Below are 20,349 nucleotides of genomic sequence, written 5' to 3' on the forward strand. Positions count from 1 at the left end.
AACCACACTGAACCCTTCCCGAACTCAGAGGTGAAACGCTGCTGCGGCCACGATAGTTTAGGGGTAGCCCTACGCAAAAATAGCTCGATGCCAGGGATTTTAATACAAACGAAACCCGTTAGCTCACATCACTGCTAGTGGGTTTTTGTTTATGCTGAATTTAGTATTGCATAAATCCCTGTGTTGTAAATGGGGAAGGACGTAAACATGACTACAAGCTTTTTATGGAAAGCAAAGTACATTTTCACCCCTGAACAGAAAGCCTAGAAGATAGTGACTACCAGGGAATTTCCAAGTTATACGCAAATAGTAAATTGCCTTTAAAGAAACCTAGAGAAGGTAAGTTAGCCAAGGAACACAAGTAACTTAACCGTACTTTAGCTCGTCGTCGAGTAATTATTGAACATATCAATCGACGTTTAAAGGTGTTTCGGATTTTCAGTCAGCGCTACCGTAATCGTAGGAAACGTAATGGAAGAGCGCTGTCACTTAATCGCTAAGATTTATAATCACGAACTTCACACAGGTAATAAATCTTATATTTAGTCAATCCCTAACAATACCACAAAACTTTTTTGCAAGAGGTCTAATTTACCTGGTGGGAAAGAGTGGGAAGAAGGTAAGTAAAATTGATTATGTGAGGGATTTGTAGTAAATTTATGACATTACCCACTATTATCCAAGACACAGAAAACTGTCAAGCAATTGCGCTTACTCATCTTCAGCTTCATCTTGAAGAATAGACCTATTGCATAAATGCTTAAATTGTCATGTTGAGCCAAGCGAAACAGAGTAGTGAGATTCTTCTGTTTACTGCGTTCCGCTCAGAATGACATTCCTGATTTTTTGACTATCTCTAATCGCTACCTTCGGTTTTGAAGCCAACTTTGGGATATGACTTTCATGCTTAGGTTAAAGGGTTATCACCCTCTCCCTGTTGTTCCGTGCCCCCCTCCCCTCGTGGTGCAGACATGATTTGCTTTTGCTGTTCTTGTAGCCAGATTTCAAAGAGTTCATTTAACAGGCGCACTTTCATGAATTCATCTAGTTGTGCGGGGATAAATTTTTCCAGCCGTAAAATCACGAACCAGTCGGCAATGCGGGTAGGGGGCAATATTTGACCTGGTTGACTGCTAGATAGCATTTGCACCATTACCGGATGTAGTGCATTCAGTTCAATCGGGCCTACTAAGCCTCCAGTTTGGGCTTCTGGCCCGAGTGAATATTCACGCGCCAAGTCAGCAAAAGAGTTTTCTTTTGCTTGAATCCGGAAGTAAAGTTCTTGGGCAATTCCCACATCCTGGGTTCGCAGTAGAGAATAAATTACTTTATCTAGTTTTGCCTTGGACTGAAAAAAGTAAGATTCCAGTTTATTACCCCAAGTGGCTTGCTTGAATTTTTCAATTTTAAGCTTACGAGTGATAATAACTTCTAGTTGTTCGGGAGTCAGACCTTGATGTGCCATCCAAGCCTGGATGTCTTCTTCATTTTTGAATTGTTTTTCGGCGTAAAACTGCTGTTTAGTTTGGGCTACTTCCTCAGGTGTACATATCGCTACGCTCGCGGAGCGTGAGCTTTGATCTATCGCTTCATCAAGGATCAATTCCCGCTGCAACTGTGGCAGCATTTGGTAACTTGCCAGTAAGGAAATCAGTTCACTAGCTGTGATTGTACGATTACCGATTTGGATCGCTTCAGTCATTAGCTTTCGGGCATCTTAAGAATATCTGGTTTGTCAAAGAAGCTATACATAGCCCATTCACTGGGAGCTTTTGTCTTAGTCCCACCGAGTCAGGTATGTTAACCTTACTTTCGCAATAATTAAATAGTGATTTGCTAACATATTTTAAAATATACAGTTTATATAGGTTTTTATCAAAGATTCTACGTACATTCAGCCAGATGTGAAGACGTTCAACTTGCATGAGAACGTCTGAATGACGGTTTTGTAGATACTCCAAAGAATGCTCAAAGACGATGTTTGGTGACAAGCCACACTTGCCTTGCACATCTAGAAATTCTCGTCGTCTGTTAATAGTTATCAGAGATAGAAAAAGGCAGCATTGGGTGTGCTGCCTTTTTCCATGAGAGATTTATGTATCCTGTAACCAAAAATTCTAACCTCTACAACAACTTTAAATAGTTCAAAAGATCCGCCATTTCTTGTGCACTAGGCTGGAATTTGGGCATTGGCGGTGTTTCACCACTGATTACTTGGTGAATCAGTCCATATTGAGACTTGTGCTTTGAAACAGCTTGCAAACTGGGGCCTACTCGCCCGTCTGCTTCCAAGCCATGACAACCAGCACAGTTAATTTGAAAAATAGCGTGTCCTTGAACTGGGTTTCCTGTCAGGGACAGAACACTCTTGACGTATGGATCGGAAGCTTGAACCAACTGAACACCAAAAAAGCCCAAAGGGACTGCTAGCAGTATGGCCAGCGTCAATAAAACGATGCGCTGAATCAAAATTTCAGGTTTGGTAATCTGGTTATCCAAAAGGTTTGCGGTGAAAGTTTAGGTGTGCTAAAAAGTTTTCATTTCCTACACATAGCTTAAAAGTTCTTGATTGTGTCTGCAACCACAGGAGATAATTTTCTTGTGGGCAGTCATCCTCCAAAAGGGGTGTAGAGCGCAGGATTCATACCAAATTTGGTAAAATCAAAAACAGGAAACGAATATTTAATAATTACGAAGAGGAGATTTACGGTGGTTGAACCCCTGCTATCAGGTATTGTCCTTGGTCTAGTTTTCGTCACTCTTGCCGGACTGTTTTACGCTGCCTATAAGCAATACAAGCGACCCAATCGGTTGGGGGGGTGAGAAGTGTTGAGTTATGAATGCTGAGTTATGAGTGGGGGAGATAAGGGGGACAAGGAGGACAAGATACAATTTTCTCCTCCTGCTTCCCCACTCACCCTCTTCTATCATTCTAAAATTCTGTAGAAAGTAAGTGATGTGTTGCCATAAACTTTGTTGCGGCAAATTTCCCAAGCGGAAATCTTTGGCGGTGTCCAATCTTGTGAGCCGTGTTCAACTGCGATTTCGCCGCTAGGATCTAAAAGCTGATAGTGAGCGAGCGCTTCTAAAACTGGCTGGTACAATCCACTGGCATAAGGTGGATCAAAGTAGATTCTGTCAAATTGCTTGCCTGATAAGGTCTTTAACTGCTGGATAATATCTCCCCACAATACCCAAAATTCTTGCTCGACATTAGCTACTTGCTGCCAATTTCGTTGAATAGTGGCACAGGCTCGGCTCGATTGTTCAATTCCCACTACTAAGCTGGCTCCTCTACACAAAGCCTCTGCACCCATTGAACCAGTACCGGCGCACAAATCCAGCCAGCGACAACCTACTATTTCTCCCTGCCAAATATTAAAAACTGCTTCTCTGACTCGCGCACTGGTGGGTCTAGTTTCTTTTCCTGGTAAAGTTTTTAGCTGGCGATTGCCGTAAATTCTCAGACTCATAATGGATTAGTCGTTAGTCATTGGTCATTAGCCATTTTCATTTATTAACAAATGAAAAAGGACAAATAACAAAAGACAAATGACAAAAATAGTATTAGGCAGGAATTTTTTCGCGGACTTGAGCAACAAAATTAGACAGGATCTGCAATCCGATATTAGAGGATTTTTCGGGGTGAAATTGGACTGCAATCAGGTTTTCGTGAGCGATGGCAGCTGTGACGGTTTGAGTCCCGTGGGTGACGGTTGCTGCACGGATTTGCTCTTCTATGGGGTCAACATAGTAGGAATGGACAAAATATACCCAAGGATCGGACGGTAAATGCTCCCACAAAATACTTTTTGGCTGAGTCACTTCCAGTTGATTCCAACCCATGTGAGGAATAGTGATATCAGGTTCAAGACGAAACCGCCGCACTTTTCCTTTAATAATTCCTAGTCCTGGTTGGGTACCTTCTGCACTTGATTCAAAGAGAATTTGCAATCCTAAACAAATTCCCAAAAAAGGTTTACCAGATGCGATCGCTTCTTTAATAGGTTGTTCCAAACCACGCGATCGCAAGTGTTGCACTGCTGGATCAAATGCTCCCACTCCCGGTAGGACTATTGCATCTGCCTGCTCTAATTCCTTTGGAGAATAAGTAACATTAGGAGTTGCCCCAGCTTTTTCCAAGCCTTTGCAGACTGAGTGCAAATTTCCCATCTCATAGTCTACGACTGCAATAACTGGCATTTACCTGCTCCTTGTAAATTTATTATGGAGGGTTTTTCTATTCTAAATAATATTTCTATTCTAAATAATATTTGTTATGAATAAAATAATTCTATTAACTTCCTTTGACACTTGCTAAACGATCAACTGTCAAATTCTTCTGATGAATTTATTACTAGAAGTTACAAAAGTTTAGTTGTGATACCTGATGACTTAACTTTTTTGCGCCAGTTACCGGTAGATGTGCAACTTGCCAGTCATCAGGTAATTGAAAAAATCAATGCAATCCAACCTGATTAGATCATCTGTTGTGGCATGGCTGCAAGCCGTACATAATTAAGTGTGCAAGCCGGTGCTAGCTGTAAAGAAATTATTTTGCAGACAGAAGTCGATTTAGAGAAATTAGTGATGGGAGCATTGGCAATTCAGATTAGCTATGATTGCGGTAAATTTGTTTGTAAACACGAGTGCGGATGCACTAGAAGGTGTTTATTATTCAGTATTGGACTACTTAAGTCAATCAATTTTGGATAATGGAATTGACGATAGCGTAGCGTCAAGCCTGCGGCGTGGCTTCTCTACAAGAGGCTGCACCAACGCTTAGAGCGAGTCCGCGAGCGTATAATTGGATTTGTTTTGCCCACGGTTGGACGGGGCATGAACCAAAAAATATCTATTATCTAAAATTGGCACGGTCAAAGCCAACTCACGGCGCATTGTATCTTTGTCCACGTTCCGGTTCTCAATCAAGAAAATTTGATGGAAATTCTTGCAGATTTATTATTAATTATTAACAAACTGGCACTTTTATAAACTTATTAGTGTCTGTGATACTGAAAAAATATTTAAGTGGATGTTACCATTGCTACTGATTTTACCAATTGCTCAATCAATTCCTGCTACACCACCACTTGAAGAAGTCCTGCAACCACAAGAAGTGCGTCCTTTACCAGGCAAGTTGGATACAGTGCCAACGTTTAACAGCAATAGTCCAGAATTGGTCTTGAAAGAAGGAATTTTACTCTCCACTTTTCCACCAGATAGCAAAAAAGTGCCAACAGCGCATCTGAATTTTCCCTTTCAGGGACGATTTGATATTTTTGCCCATCATGTTGCTAAGGCTGAACCATCAGAGAATTTGCGTTCGCTGTATCTAGGAATAATTTTGCATAACCCTGGTTCTGAACTAGTGAAGATAAATATTTTGCAGGCGGCGAGTTATTTGAGTCAACCAGATGCACCATTTATTCAGTTACCATCCTTTACCCAAAATCTTTTAGGTACAATTTTTGCAGGACCAGGCGATCGCGTCATGTCTGATGTTTTAAGGGGACGGCGACAAGAGATTTTTCCTGCCCAAATTGAGATTCCATCAGGGCAAAGTCGAATGTTACTCAATCTGCCAATTCCTGTGCAAGGACTGACACCACCCGTGAATGGTCGGTCTACATTGATCCGATTGCAAAGTAATGGCACTGTCTATGCAGCTAGCCTAGCCATGTTTGCACGGGTGAATCCCGATGGCAGTGAGCGATTACCTACTTTAGAAGAGTGGCAGAATTTACTAGATAATGGTGATTTGGCTGGGCCACGGGATAAAACTGCTACTCCCTTAGAGGAAACTGACAAACCAAGAATTTATGGGCGTGTTGCTGGAGTGGCAGGTGGTTCACGATGGAGAGCCTTATTAGTAGATAATCCTAAAGCTACGTATCTGACTATTCCCCAGCCTGGTCAAGTGTTTTCTTACGCTCTGAGTACCCTGCATGGCGGTACGTTAGGAACTGGTCAAATTCAAAGTGCAGCCATGCTGGTGCGTTATCCTGACACCGCATATCGCGCTCATGGCAACTATGGAATTCAATATAATCTAAAGTTGCCGTTATATAATAGTACTCAAAGTTTTCAAACTGTTAGTGTGTCGATGCAAACGCCACTAAAAGAGGAACAGTTAGGAAAACCAGGGTTACGCTTTTTGAGTACACCAGCCCGTGAAGTATTCTTCCGAGGCACAGTTCGGGTACGTTACAAAAATGACCTTGGTCAGCTGCAAACGGAGTTTGTACATTTGGTACAAAAGAGAGGTCAACCAGGAGAACCGTTAGTTTTATTAAATATGAAAGCTGGCGATCGCTCCTTAGTAGAAGTAGACTTTCTCTATCCACCGGATGCCACACCACCGCAAGTATTAACAGTATCAACTCAAGCTGCACCTCGGTAATGATTGATAAGTAATGGGTCAGAGCTTTTCTCCAATTACCTATTACCAAAAAATATTAGTCAGATCATTCACAAAGTCCTACTGTTTACCAACTTGGCGCGGCTCGAAGCCACAACAGGGCGGTCAATATTGCTCCATGAATTAACATTCTTCATATTGATAAGGCTTTTCACCCCAAGTTTGTGTATTTAGGGTGAATACTTATTTCGCTCCATGCGTTGCAATATAAATAGCAGACTATAGCAGGCAATAAAAAGACGGCATGGCAAGCGATCAAAAAATCAATCAAGAAACTGAGTTAAATTCGCTCCAGCTCCTTATTGGAACCCTCATTTTACTGGTAGAGGATGAGCCAGATATTGCAGATTTGCTCATCTTCATTTTAGAAGCAGCTGGTGCAGAGGTGATGGCTTTAACCGATGCAGAAGAAGCCCTTGCCTTGATAGAATCGCTTCATCCCGATATTCTGCTGTGTAATGTGAAGTTGCCTGATCATGATGGAAATTGGTTAATTGAGCAAATTCGAGTGCATTCTTGCCTATCCCTAAGACAGTTACCTGCGATCGCCATCACTTCTTATACACGGGAAGTCTCAAGTGATAAGGCTTTGAATGCTGGTTTTAATCGATTTCTAGTCAAGCTTGAGAGTCCAGAGTCAATCGTAGGTGAGATTGTTCACCTGCTATCTACCGATCTTTAGATATAAATACTCGGTCTTGATCCATTCGTGAGAGGTTAAGACAAGATTACTTTTGTCAATTAGTAACTATAAGTAGGTGGGCGTTAAAAAATACAACTAGATTAAGAAATGTAAATTGCTTAAAATCTTATATTAAAAGCGTTTTTGGTGCTTTATACAAGTTTACGTAGTTTGGTTTAATTGTGCCTATCTACTTATTTAAAATGTGTTGATAAATGGGATATTAAATTAACGTGAGCTCGACGGGTTGAAGAAGGTATAAAAAGATTTATCAAAATTTAAGTTAGGTTTGTCAACCGAATATTTTCTTCATATAGGCTATCCCATTAAGTATATTTCTTATCAAAATTGGCAGTCACAGCTTAGTAACCAAGCTCGCTCGCAATTAAATCTTTTATATCCTCTTTTACCTTTTTTCTCAAAAATTCTCCAGAGCATCAACAAGCTAGAGAACCTAAAATTAGCTGTCAAGCAACGCAGACCGCACTGGCAGAAAGTTCGATTATCTGTCCTCCAGTAGATACTAAATTGCTGAATACCTATTTTGACTACTTTATTAGTAGTGGTTTTTTGGATGCGAAATGATGAACATTACTAAAACACTTCTTTGTGCCTTTGAAGTTTATCCTGTTGTGTTTAATGACAACGGCGATAATTGTTGAGTCTTGGCGTTGGACAAAGTGCAGAGTAGCAGAAGGAATTAAGCATTTTGGCGTTCCACTCTTCTAATCTCATCCAAAAACTTTAGCTGCTGGTATATACAGCTAATCTGCGGTAAATCCACACCCCTAGAATGCGCTTTCCGTAATGGGTTCCCAAAAATTGCTTCTACTTCCAAAGGCCGTCTTTCGTCGTAGTCAATTTTCATGCTGGTACGATAAGGCTTCATCTTCACGGTGTAATCTAGCATTGTTTGAATGAAGCTATCAGGAATGATGCGTCCGCAACTTTTTGAACCTGCTGCAACTTCATACATCAACTGTTCAACTAATTTGCGGGTGTGCACATAGGACATTAATTCATCTGTTCTAGCGTTGAGAATTACAGACAGTCCATTATAGGGAATATTCCACACCAATTTTTTCCATCGCCCTAGTAATAAGTCTTCAGTTAATTCCATTGAGATACCAGCACTCTTCAAGTCATCGGCAATTTGCCGCATCTTATCTGTAATCCCAGTAGGATCATAGCCAGAAGCATATCCTCCTAGTGTAATTTGTCCATAGTCGAGGTGGCGGATATGTCCTGCTTCGATTTTATTGGAACAGAGAAAACACAACCCACCAATAATGCTGACATTGCCAACTATTTTGGCAACTTCTTCTTCCACCGCCAATCCATTTTGGAATACCAACACTACCCCATCATCCTTGACGAGTGGCGGTAACATCTGCGGCAATAAATGGTTTTGTGTAGTCTTTAGTGCTACTACCGCCACATCGCATTGTGGCATTTTTTCTACATCATTGTAGGCATTGACTTGAGTCAGAGTGAAATCACCATCTTTTGACTCAATAACCAAACCAGATTTACTGACATATTCATAATCACTCTTCAGCAGAAAGTGGACATCGAAACCAGCTTTTTGCAGTTTGGCACCATAAAAGCCACCTAATGCACCAGTTCCTAAAATGGCATAACTACGCTCGGACATTTTGGTAACAATGAGATTTTTCTATGATGATCATAAGGCGAATACGTCGCACACATACAGCCAAAAACTGCTGGTAGTACCCTCCTACAAACGACTCTGCCTTGGAAACCATATAACCCTAAGTGAATAGGGTGAGATGTTGGATATATTTGTTAACTTTATTGAAAACCCTTTGCTGGCTTTTTTTGCCCCTTACCCTTGGGCTTAGATTTATTAACTTCTCCTAAAGCTTCTTGAAATAAGTTGTGTAGATGTATAGGAACGCTAGCAATTTCTGGTAACTCTGGCTCAATAGGTTTATTGAATTCTTGCAAAAGTGCGTCTAACTCACTTTCAAGGCTAAATGGACGTTGCAGATATTTCTGCAACACCTTTTCTAACTGAGTTGGATACTGTTGCGCTAACCGATGCCAGATAAAGGCGTTAATACTTTTATCTTCGAGGTAATACCGAATTAATTTTTCAGCCCCTTCAATACTTTCCCAGTCCTCTGCTGATAAAATTGCTTGTATTTTACTATATGTTGGTAAAAATATTTGTCCCCAATGAGGATCAGAAAGAGCCGTTACCTGTTCTGCTTTTTTGAGTTCCGCAGGTAAATCAACTTTGGGCATAACCATTTTGCTATTGCCACTTTTGCTGTTAAACATCTGAGAAACTGCGTTTGAGTCAGCACCAAATTCTTGTGCTGCTGCTTTGATTTCCTCATCTGTAATGCCAGCTGCTTCTGCAACTTCAGCTAAGGACTTGGAAGTATCAATTCCTGCTGCTGCAAAGCTTTTTTCAGTGATTAATTCTTGGAATTGGGCTATTTTTTTGTTAAGCTGGTATCCCGGCAGTGTGATTTCATCAGTGCCAAAAAAGTCCACAAACTGCTGATGATATTGTGCTACTGACTCCCAAGCCTCTTCTAGCAAGTCTGGAGCATCGCTGTAAAGATTACTTTTATAGTTTTCTTTGAAATTACCAATTGCTACAGCAAGTTTTGGTTTACCCAATTTACCCATCATTGTGTAGGGGCCAGAAAACATCCAGTAGCTGTCGGTAACGGGAGAAATGCGAGTTAGTAAAATTTCTCCTACTTTCAACCTAGATATTGCCTGTAGTGTTTGGGTATTGTTTGGCTTAACGATGTAGCGTTTATCTGTCAACCAGTTCGTCAACTCAAAGCCATCAGGTAGGATGTTAGTAATGGCAAATAAGCCAATAAAACTATGATGCCAGCTTTTGATCAGGTTGCGATCGCTCCCTTCTAAATCTGGATGGCTTTCGATAAACAACTCTAATGGTGACTTCTCACCGACTTTCCCTACTGTCAGAAAGCTATCAATGATTAAGTCCTGCTGTGTACTATCCCCACTTCCACGACGCAACTGTGCTGCTGCATAGGTTTCGAGTGCTTGTGCCAGTTCGCCTTCTGCATCAAGAACAAAATCAACTAAGGCTTGTTTTAATTCGTGCGATCGTTCTAATATGACATCCACAAGTTCATCTCTCAGTGCAACAGATGTAAATTATAGCTTTTGAGAGAATTGCTTGTTTGATAATTTAGCAACTTCCTTATGGAAACTGCCATATCTCCTCTAAAAGTTTTCAATAAGCACATTTATATCCCAAATTAGATGAGCTGACGCTGCTGGCTCGTAGCCTGCAAAGTTCCTTTGGGAGATGTCTACTGTATCAAGTTTAAATTGATCAGTAGACAAGACTTTAGTGCTGACTACAAACCATTAAAACTAGTTTGACAAATCACTACTAAGTAGAAAGCCAAAAACCAGAATCTTGAGAATTTAAAAATGTGTTTTTAGAGAGCAAAATAAAAAGGCAAAAGAAAATCTTCTTTTGCCTTTTTACTTTTTACCTTTTAATAGAGACTTGAAATTTTGCGTCTCTATTCATCGTCGAAATCATCTTCCTCGTCTTCGTCTTCTTCCTCAAAATCGTCTTCATCTGCTACTTCATCGGCGATTAATTCATCGTCGTCATCTAAAATTGACCTTTCTGCACGTCTGCTACCAAAACCAGATTCCCCAAGAGTAGGAGAATCTAAATTATAGGTGCGAGCCGTACGGTCATCTAAGACCATATCGAGGGGGTCATCAACTTCATCCAAGACACCATTGCTAATCTCAGCAGCATAATCATCGATCGCACCGGGTTCATCATAGGTATTGTACCCAGTACCAGCCGGAATCAATCGCCCGATAATCACGTTTTCCTTTAATCCACGTAGCCAGTCAGATTTACCTTCGATGGCTGCTTCGGTGAGTACCCGTGTTGTCTCTTGGAAGGATGCAGCAGAAATAAAGCTGTCAGTGTTCAAGGATGCTTTGGTGATACCCAATAATACTGGGGTATACTGTGCCCTAGCACCGCCTGTAATTGCCATAGCTTCGTTCACCTGCTCGACTTGGCGCAGTTCCACCAATTCGCCAGGAAGCATTGTGGTATCACCACCATCATCAATCCGAACCTTATTGGTCATCTGGCGAACAATCACTTCAATGTGCTTATCGGAAATATCAATCCCCTGAGACTGATATACCATTTGCACTTCATTCACCAAGAATGTCTGTACTTTCTGCAAAGCATGGCTAGCACAAGCATAAACTCCGTCTTCGGAACCCAGGCTAAAGAAAATTTCCAAAATTTCGTGGGGGTTGGATGGACCATCTGTCAACGGTTGTCCCGCTAACACAGTTGCTCCATCTGGCACAATCAAATTTTGTCCTGGTCCTAGAGGATAATCAGTGACCACGCCATTTGATTCTACAACCTTGATGGCGATCGCTTCATCACCATCTCCGTAAACTACCTTAACTTCACCCGCCCGCCGACATAAAATGCACGCTTCTTTAGGTTTACGAGCTTCAAGCAGTTCCTCAATCCGGGGCAAACCTTGAATGATATCTCCGGTTTTAGCGCGTTCAAACACCAACAACACCAAGTTATCACCCCGTTGTACTAAATCACCGTCTTCTATCTGCAACACAGCACCAGGGCTGACTCGATAAGGGCGACCGATGCGGGTAGTAATAACGTAGTTTTTGGTACTCAGAGCTGATTCCTCACCAGATGCAGCAGCGACACTTTTAATATCCACTACTTGCCCTGATTCTGGGGCAAAAACTCCCGCAGCAACTTCTGTACCTTCTACTAGCAAGTCACCCACTTTTACCTTGGGCTGAGTAATAGTATTGGTTGTGAGCATATCGGTGTGGCGCAACACCAAACAGCGACGCACGTTTTCGGTTCCTTTTTGCACACCCCGCACTATTCCCCCTTCTTTACACAAGATTTGGGTTCGTGCTACCACAGATCCAGGGGCGATAGTAAGCCCATCTTGTACTTCAAGTGTTGTCTCAGTGCTACCTTGGGTGGCATCAGCGGTAATATCTCGACGAATTACCAAGGACTCCAAAATCACCAGTTGTAAGCGCTGAACTTCTGGGTCTTCAGTATCCTGTACCAATTCAATATCTGCTGCTAGGGGCGAAGCATTATGGTCTTGTTCCCCTTCTTGCTCAATTTCCAGCACTAACTGGGTTCGCAGCAGTTCCACACCTTCAACAGACTTGACGCGTTCCGAATCTTTGTAAGGTAGTCGCTGCACAGCCCGCAACTGAATCGAACGCCCAGTTTTTTGACTTACCGATGTAGTTGATGGCACGTCTGGATTATCAGGTACGGCAAACTCAACTACCGGACGACTTAACAGGGCAGGACCTTCTGGTGTCTCTACATACTGGATATAGCGTAATTCTGTGGCGACACTGCCTTGAAATTCCTCGCCAGGTTGGATGAAGGTATTATCTCGCCCGATGACTGCTTCTGGATCATCTACCATTAGCAGTTCCCCTGGCTTAACCACCACTTCCCGCAGGATGTCATTTTTCTGGGTGACTTCTACCACACCGCTGTTTTGACAGAAAATATCTTTTACTACTTCGGTGCCAGCTTCCACAAATTGACCGTCTTCTACCAACAGCAAGGAGATGTCTTTATTAACTTCGTGACTTTCTTCGGGAATCCACAAAAGGGTACCGCCCTGCACAACTTCATAACCCAGCTTGGCTTTGCCTTTTTTCTGGACTTCTACACCCGCGAATTTCAGGAATCCACCAGTGGTTGTGCGATAGCGGTCATCAATTAACTCAGCTACCACTTGACCATTTTGCACTTTTGTGCTTGGTGTAGCCCGGAGGTTAAATATCTGGTTATTGCCAGTGGAGACTAAGTAATTATTGCGACCTTGGGAACTTTGAACTGTTACCGTTGCCTGGTCTAAGACTACAGAAGCGGTAATAATCTCAATTTCCCTAGTACTTTTACCTGGGGTAGCTTCCGGCAAGCGCACCACACCGCCGTGTAAAGTGGTTAACTTTGTTTCTGCTAAAACTCCATTAGAGGCGATCGCATCACCATTTTTCACCACCAATTCTGCCCCAGGTGGCAAGTTGTAAACTTCCCCAGACAAAATCCAAATCAAACCACCCCGTGCGGCTGTGGTTGTGGTATTACCTTGACGGTCGGTTTTTTGTTCTGGAACTACTTCGGCAAATTGCACTTCCCCTGCCAAGTCAGAGGCTACATCTTTAACTGCTTTTTCTGTATTAGTCCTAGTTGTGCGTCCACCGAGAGCAACCTCTGCCAACAACTGTCCTTGTTTTACCTTATTTCCATCAAATACATATAGTGTTGAACCTTGAGTAAGATGAACCTCTTGGTTGTCTGGGGTAACATCACCTACTTTTGTTGGCTCCAAAAGCAGGATGCCATTAGCCTCAACATATAGGGCATCTTCCCCGTGGCGGGTACGATATGTTCTGGTTTTCAGTTTGCGGGGAAGCTTGACAGTCCCATCAATTTTAGAACGAACTTGTTGCGCCACTTCCCCAGTAAACACACCACCTGTGTGGAATGTCCGCATGGTTAACTGGGTACCAGGTTCGCCGATACTTTGGGCGGCAATAATCCCCACTGCTTCGCCCAAATCCACCATTTTGGCGTGGGCTAAACTCCAACCGTAGCAGTGTTGACACACTGAACGTGCAGCTTCACAAGTTAGGGGGGATCGCACCACAACTTCTCCCACCCCAGATTTTTCAATTTTCTTCGCCAAATCCTCAGAAATTGGGGTATTGCGTGGTGCAATTACTTCTTTTGTCACCGGATGCACTACATCTTCACCAATTACCCGTCCCATTAAGCGGGTTGCTAGAGGAATCAAGGTTTTGGCCCCTTCTGTCATTGGTTGAATGCTAAGACCCCTAGTGGTGCCGCAGTCAAATTCCCGAATAATTACATCCTGTGATACATCCACCAATCGGCGGGTGAGATAACCAGAGTCAGCCGTCCGCAAAGCAGTATCCACCAATCCTTTTCTGGCACCGTAAGACGAAATAATGTATTCCGTCACAGTGAGTCCTTCACGGAAGTTGGTTTTGATGGGCAAATCGATAATTTCCCCTTGAGGATCTGCCATCAGTCCCCGCATCCCCACCAATTGCCGGACTTGTGATATGTTACCCCGTGCCCCAGAAAATGCCATCATGTATACGGAGTTTAGGGGATTAGTCTTCTTGAAGTGGACGACGACTTCATCTTTCAAGGCTTCACTGGTACCATTCCACGTATCGATTACCTTTTGGAAGCGTTCTACTTCAGTGATTTCTCCCCGTTGGTAACGGGTTTCAGTGGCGCGAATTTCTTCTTCAGCTGCTTCTAAGAGCAATCGTTTAGTTGGTGGCACCATTAAGTCATCGACACTGATGGAAACCCCTGCTTTGGTAGCGTAGCGAAATCCCAAATCTTTGAGTTTGTCCGCCATCACTGCGGTTCGCGCCGTACCATAATGCGTAAAGGCCCAAGAAATTAATTTTTGCAGTTGACTTTTGTTAACTACGCGATTGCGAAAAATCATTTTTTCAGTCATTGATCATTAGTCCTGAGTCATCAATAATCAATAATTCATAATTCGTAATACTCGCCAGAGGCGAGAAGCAAGCTACGTAATTCGTAATTGAAGAATTACGAATTACTAATTAGAAATTATGAATTAACTTGCTAGTGCTTCCTGAATGGCATTATTGTAAATAACGCGACCAGGAGTTGTGTATATATACTGCGAAAGGACATTGCCTTTAGCGTCTTGTCTGACTCGGCGGAACTTATAGAGTAATGTCCGGCTACCATCCTCGTTTTCCGTCACTTTCAGGGGTTCTGTATCTGGTTGGTCTGATTCTATTTCACCGTCAAACCGTACATAGATATAGGTGTGCAAGTCTATTTGCTCTTGCTGGAAAGCCATAATTACATCCTCTAGCGAAGAAAAGTAATTTCCTGCACCTTTTGTCGCACCGGGATTTTCTGCTGTTAAGTAATACGCTCCCAACACCATATCTTGGCTAGGCGTGATGATGGGTTTACCCGTGGCTGGTGATAAAATATTGTTAGAAGCCAACATCAACAACCGCGCTTCAGCCTGACTTTCTAACGACAGCGGGACATGTACCGCCATTTGGTCGCCGTCAAAGTCGGCGTTAAATGCCGGACACACCAGAGGATGCAGTTGAATCGCTCTACCTTCTACCAAAATCGGTTCAAAAGACTGAATACCCAAGCGGTGCAACGTTGGTGCCCGATTTAGCATCACCGGGTGTCCTTCAATCACCTCTTCCAGGACATCCCAAACACTGGGGTCATTACGCGATATCAGCTTTTTCGCAGCTTTGATGTTATTCACCATACCGCTACGAATCAGGCGGTTAATCACGAATGGTTGAAATAGCTCAATTGCCATTTCTCTAGGCAAACCGCACTGGTGAATTTTCAGCTTTGGCCCGACTACAATTACAGAACGTCCAGAGTAGTCAACCCGTTTACCTAACAAGTTTTGTCGGAAACGTCCTTGTTTACCCTCAATAATGTCGGACAAAGATTTGAGGGGTCGGTTATTTGCCCCTACCACAGTGCGTCCCCGACGACCATTGTCAATCAAAGCATCCACTGCTTCTTGCAGCATCCGCTTTTCGTTCCGTACAATAATCTCTGGTGCCAAAATTTCCTGCAAGCGTGCCAAACGATTGTTGCGATTAATTACCCGCCGATACAAATCATTTAAATCGCTCGTGGCAAACCGTCCGCCATCTAGCTGCACCATTGGGCGCAAGTCGGGGGGAATCACAGGAATAACTGCCATTACCATCCACTCTGGTTTAGAACCAGTAGCGATAAAGTTGTCAATCACCCGCAATCGCTTAATTAGCTTGGCCCGCTTTTGTCCCTTGGCGTTGCCAATTTCTTCGCGTAGGCTTTCGGCTTCTTGCTCTAAATTAATATCGGCAAGCAAGCGCAACAGTGCTTCAGCACCAATACCCACCTCTACGCCTTGCAGCACAGAATCTTCGCTATAAATTTGGTCTTCTATTTCCAACCACTGGTCTTCACTCAGTAGCTGTTTGTAAGTTAAAGTTTCGGCATTACCTGGACTCAGGACAACATAAGAGTTGAAATAGACAATCTGCTCGACATCCCGTAAGGGCATATCCAACAGGATGGAAATATAGCTAGGAATGCCTTTGAGATACCAGACGTGAGCTACTGGTGCAGCGAGTTTAATATAGCCCATGCGGTGGCGACGCACCCGTGACTCGGTGACTTCTACCCCACAGCGCTCACAGACAATACCTCTGTGACGAACTCTTTTATACTTGCCACAATGGCATTCCCAATCTTTCGCGGGGCCAAAGATGCGCTCACAAAATAAGCCATCCATCTCTGGCTTGAGAGTTCGGTAGTTAATCGTCTCCGGCTTGGTAACTTCACCGACTACCTGACCGTTGGGCAATGTTCTTTCGCCCCACTGCCGAATGCGTTCAGGGGAAGCCAAGCCGATTTTTACGTAGTCAAACTGATTAGTTTGGGCAGGTCTCATACTTAAATACTGAGTTCCGAGTTATGAGTTTTGAGTATATTTAGTTTTAAGTTAGGAGTTAGAAATTGTTAACTCCTAACTTCTCACTCCTCACTCTCTATTCATCATCTTCCAGCGATTCGCGGGAAAGAGATTCATAGGTGGGTCGAGGAGGTGTGCGACGGGCTGATTGGTCTGCCATCAAATCGACTTCCACATCTAGGGAACTGCCGTCTGCTTGGGTTTCTACTTTGTGTACGGCAATGTCTAACCCCAATGACTGCAACTCGCGCATTAGCACCTTAAAGGATTCTGGGGTTCCAGGTCGAGGAATTGCCTTACCTTTAACGATCGCATTTAACGCTTCATTCCGTCCTTGCATATCGTCAGATTTAACTGTGAGCAATTCCTGTAAGGTGTAAGCTGCACCAAAGGCTTCCAATGCCCACACTTCCATTTCCCCAAATCGTTGACCACCTTGTTGTGCTTTTCCACCCAAGGGTTGCTGAGTCACCAGTGAGTATGGACCTGTGGAACGGGCGTGAATTTTATCGTCTACCAAATGCACCAGCTTCAGCATGTAAGCTACACCGATAGTGATTGGTCGGTCAAAGGGTTCGCCTGTACGACCATCAAACACCATGATTTTGCCCGGATCATCTGGGTTATATACCCAGTCTTTGCCTGTTTCGTCTCGTGCTTCTTGCAATTTGCCATGCACGATTCGGCGAGATGACTCTTCACCGTACATTTCGTCAAAGGGAGTAATCTTAAATCGGACTCCCAAGGTCTGACCAGCCCAACCCAAGAGGCACTCAAATACTTGTCCAACGTTCATCCGACTGGGTACACCCAACGGGTTAAGTACAATGTCTACTGGTGAACCATCGGGCAAATAAGGCATATCTTCCGCTGGCAATATCCGAGAAATAATCCCTTTATTACCGTGGCGTCCTGCCATTTTGTCACCAACTTGGATCTTGCGCTTTTGGGCGACATATACCCGGACTACCATATTGGCTCCCGGTGGCAGTTCATCGCCTTGTTCACGGGTAAATAAGCGCACGTCAACTACCCGCCCTTTTTCACCGTTAGGGACTCGCAGGGAATTGTCCCGCACATCCCGCGCCTTTTCACCGAAGATGGCCCGCAACAGTTTTTCTTCTGGCGGTTGGTCAGATTCTCCTTTGGGTGTGACTTTTCCTACCAAGATATCTCCAGCTTCTACCCATGCCCCAATGCGAATGATTCCCTGTTCATCCAATTGACGCAAGGCATCTTCCCCGACGTTGGGAATTTCTCTGGTGATTTCTTCTGGCCCCAGTTTCGTCTGTCTAGCTTCAATTTCATATTTTTCAATGTGAATTGAGGTGTAGACATCATCCTGCACCAGTCTTTCAGAAATTAATATTGCGTCTTCGTAGTTGTAGCCTTCCCAAGGCATATAGGCAACTACGATATTTTGTCCTAACGCCAATTCACCGCCTTCAGTGGAGGAGCCATCTGCCAGCACCTGACCAGCAACAACACGTTCACCAATGCGGACGAGAGGTTTCTGATTTAAACAGGTGTCTTGGTTGGAACGTTGGTACTTGGAAAGGGTGTATTTAATTTCGGAGGTTGCTGGTTTCGGACGCACACGAATTTCTGTGGCATCTACGTAGGTGACATCGCCATCGGTGCGCGATACAACCACCATCCCGGAGTCTCTTGCTCCTTGCGCTTCCAAACCTGTACCCACCAGAGGACGTTCTGGCTTGAGCAGAGGTACTGCTTGCCGTTGCATGTTCGACCCCATCAGCGCTCGGTTAGCGTCATCATGCTCCAAGAAGGGAATCATGCTGGTCGCTACCGACACAATTTGTACGGGAGATACCGCTACGTAGTCTACCTGCTCTGGTGTTGTGGTGGAAAATTCCTGGCGGTAGCGGACTGGCACTTGCGGCCCAATAATGTGTCCAGTTTCATCTACAGGAATATCTCCTGGAGCAACCCGCAGATCATCTTCTTCATCGGCTGTCATGTAGGCTGGAGGCAGATCAAATCTGACTCGCCCGTTTTCCACAGGTCTAAATGGCGTTTCTAAGAAGCCGTACAGGTTTACCCGTGCATGGGTTGCCAAAGAGCCAATCAATCCGGCGTTGGGGCCTTCTGGTGTCTCAATCGGGCAAATACGTCCATAGTGACTAGGATGAATATCCCGCACGGCAAACCCAGCCCGTTCGCGGGTTAAACCACCAGGGCCAAGGGCACTCAGACGGCGTTTGTGGGTCAGTTCTGCCAGAGGATTGGTTTGATCCATGAACTGACTTAACTGGCTGGAACCAAAGAATTCTTTAATTGCTGCTACCAATGGTTTGGGGTTCACCAAGGAAGCGGGGGTTAATACTTCGGCATCGGATACGGTCATCCGTTCGCGAATGATTCTCTCTAGGCGGTTTAAGCCTACCCGCACTTGGTTTTGCAGCAATTCCCCGACGCTTCTGACGCGACGATTACCTAAATGATCAATGTCATCGATATTACCAATATCATATTCTAGGTTGATCAAGTAATCCACCGCTGCCAAGATATCCCCAGCAGTCAATACACGCATTGTGTCGGGGACAGAAAGGCGCAATTTTTTGTTGAGTTTGTACCGTCCGACGCGACCAAGGTCATAACGTTTTGGGTCAAAGAAACGAGAGTCTAAGAGCTGTTGTCCACCTAAGACTGTGGGTGGTTCACCAGGACGCAGTTTGCGATATAACTCCATCAGGGCTTCTTCTTCAGAGAATTGCCCTTCTTTTTCGATGGTTTTTTGGAAATATTCTGGATGACGTAAGGCGTCAAAGATTTCGTTATCTGATAACCCTAAAGCTTTGAGGAGTACCTGCGCTGAGAGTTTGCGGGTTTTGTCGATGCGTACCCACACCAAATCGTTACGGTCTGTTTCAAATTTCAGCCATGCTCCCCGGTTGGGAATTAAGCTAGCTGAATAAGTGCGTCGCCCGTTTTTATCGATTTCTGATTTGTAGTATACTCCTGGCGATCGCACTATTTGGTTGACAATTACCCGTTCGGCTCCGTTAATAATAAACGTGCCACGATCGGTCATCAAAGGCAAATCCCCAATAAATACCTCTTGCTCTTTAATTTCCCCTGTTTCTTTATTAATCAGGCGTGTGGGGACATACATTTGAACGGCATAGGTACTGTCCCGCCGTTTGGCTTCTTCGACGCTGTACTTTGGCTCCTTGAGTTTATAGTTATGACCCAAAAAGTGCAGTTCTAGTTTGCCCGTATAATCTGTAATAGGACTAAAGGAGTTAAGTTCTTCTATCAGCCCTTCTTCCAAAAACCAGCGAAAGCTTGACCGCTGGATTTCAATCAAGTCGGGCAACAGAAAGGCGGGTTCCATATATGTTTCTTTAGTCATGCCTCTTCCTTTGTCAACCTGGTAAAATTTTCCCTTGGACACTGCTGTTTGACGCTTCCCATTGCTAGCCAGTGTCCTTAGCTAGTTTGGGAATTTCTTCTTACACACTTGCTATTTACAGGTGTGGGCAAACGCAGCGATTAAAGCTGGAATGAGCAATTTGGACAAGGGGGTACCTTAATCGGGTACTCAGACGCCAAAAACTCACTATAGTCTTGATTTAAGAAGAATATACAGTTGAGATATTCCTGAGTTTTAT

The 20,349-nt window shown here is 43.8% G+C and carries 13 protein-coding genes and 1 rRNA gene; 5 read left to right on the forward strand and 9 right to left on the reverse strand.

Going from position 1 to position 20,349, the window contains the following annotated elements; genetic code table 11:
- Positions 1-96: ribosomal RNA gene (rrf, locus tag V7K21_RS30800) — 5S ribosomal RNA — on the forward strand; the annotation flags it as partial.
- Between the two features lie 811 nt (positions 97-907).
- Here the strand turns inward: rrf and V7K21_RS18230 are convergent.
- Together V7K21_RS18230 and V7K21_RS18235 are read right to left on the reverse strand one after the other, a co-directional pair.
- Positions 908-1,702, reverse strand: a complete 795-nt coding sequence (locus tag V7K21_RS18230) for a peptidylprolyl isomerase (protein WP_335176574.1) — start codon at positions 1,700-1,702, stop codon at positions 908-910.
- Between the two features lie 422 nt (positions 1,703-2,124).
- Complete coding sequence (locus tag V7K21_RS18235; protein ID WP_273762279.1) at positions 2,125-2,499, reverse strand: c-type cytochrome; 375 nt, start codon at positions 2,497-2,499, stop codon at positions 2,125-2,127.
- A gap of 210 nt (positions 2,500-2,709) precedes the next feature.
- Here V7K21_RS18235 and petG point away from each other — a divergent pair, with 210 nt between their 5' ends.
- On the forward strand, positions 2,710-2,823 hold the full coding sequence (gene petG / locus V7K21_RS18240; RefSeq protein ID WP_273762277.1) for a cytochrome b6-f complex subunit V: 114 nt from the start codon (positions 2,710-2,712) through the stop codon (positions 2,821-2,823).
- 104 nt (positions 2,824-2,927) lie between these two features.
- On the opposite strand, the gene rsmD is transcribed toward petG, so the two are convergent.
- Together rsmD and hisH are read right to left on the reverse strand one after the other, a co-directional pair.
- Positions 2,928-3,473 (reverse strand): 16S rRNA (guanine(966)-N(2))-methyltransferase RsmD, encoded by a 546-nt coding sequence (gene rsmD, locus V7K21_RS18245; RefSeq protein ID WP_335176576.1) that lies wholly within the window; start codon positions 3,471-3,473, stop codon positions 2,928-2,930.
- Positions 3,474-3,567: 94 nt separating this feature from the next.
- Entirely contained in the window at positions 3,568-4,203 is a 636-nt protein-coding gene (hisH, locus tag V7K21_RS18250) for an imidazole glycerol phosphate synthase subunit HisH (protein ID WP_335176578.1), read from the reverse strand.
- Between the two features lie 111 nt (positions 4,204-4,314).
- Here hisH and V7K21_RS30805 point away from each other — a divergent pair, with 111 nt between their 5' ends.
- The 3 genes from V7K21_RS30805 to V7K21_RS18265 all read left to right on the forward strand — a co-directional run bounded on the left by V7K21_RS30805 (position 4,315) and on the right by V7K21_RS18265 (position 7,103).
- On the forward strand, positions 4,315-4,482 hold the full coding sequence (locus V7K21_RS30805) for a hypothetical protein (protein WP_442948900.1): 168 nt from the start codon (positions 4,315-4,317) through the stop codon (positions 4,480-4,482).
- Between the two features lie 553 nt (positions 4,483-5,035).
- Positions 5,036-6,403, forward strand: a complete 1,368-nt coding sequence (locus tag V7K21_RS18260; protein WP_335176580.1) for a DUF3370 domain-containing protein — start codon at positions 5,036-5,038, stop codon at positions 6,401-6,403.
- 262 nt (positions 6,404-6,665) lie between these two features.
- Entirely contained in the window at positions 6,666-7,103 is a 438-nt protein-coding gene (locus tag V7K21_RS18265) for a response regulator (RefSeq protein ID WP_335176582.1), read from the forward strand.
- Between the two features lie 700 nt (positions 7,104-7,803).
- On the opposite strand, the gene V7K21_RS18270 is transcribed toward V7K21_RS18265, so the two are convergent.
- The 5 genes from V7K21_RS18270 to rpoB form a co-directional block, all read right to left on the reverse strand.
- The gene (locus V7K21_RS18270) at positions 7,804-8,757 is read right to left on the reverse strand and encodes a putative 2-dehydropantoate 2-reductase (RefSeq protein ID WP_335176584.1); all 954 of its coding nucleotides are present in this window, start codon (positions 8,755-8,757) and stop codon (positions 7,804-7,806) included.
- A 158-nt stretch (positions 8,758-8,915) separates the two neighbouring features.
- A complete protein-coding gene (locus V7K21_RS18275) occupies positions 8,916-10,241 on the reverse strand; it encodes a hypothetical protein (RefSeq protein WP_335176586.1) in 1,326 nt (441 codons plus the stop codon).
- A gap of 407 nt (positions 10,242-10,648) precedes the next feature.
- A complete protein-coding gene (locus tag V7K21_RS18280; RefSeq protein ID WP_335176588.1) occupies positions 10,649-14,692 on the reverse strand; it encodes a DNA-directed RNA polymerase subunit beta'' in 4,044 nt (1,347 codons plus the stop codon).
- Between the two features lie 123 nt (positions 14,693-14,815).
- Complete coding sequence (locus tag V7K21_RS18285) at positions 14,816-16,693, reverse strand: DNA-directed RNA polymerase subunit gamma (protein WP_335176590.1); 1,878 nt, start codon at positions 16,691-16,693, stop codon at positions 14,816-14,818.
- A 97-nt stretch (positions 16,694-16,790) separates the two neighbouring features.
- Entirely contained in the window at positions 16,791-20,090 is a 3,300-nt protein-coding gene (rpoB, locus tag V7K21_RS18290; RefSeq protein ID WP_334692254.1) for a DNA-directed RNA polymerase subunit beta, read from the reverse strand.
- Between the last annotated feature and the right edge of the window lie 259 nt (positions 20,091-20,349).

Source organism: Nostoc sp., from assembly GCF_036919595.1.
Taxonomy (GTDB): Bacteria; Cyanobacteriota; Cyanobacteriia; order Cyanobacteriales; family Nostocaceae; genus Nostoc.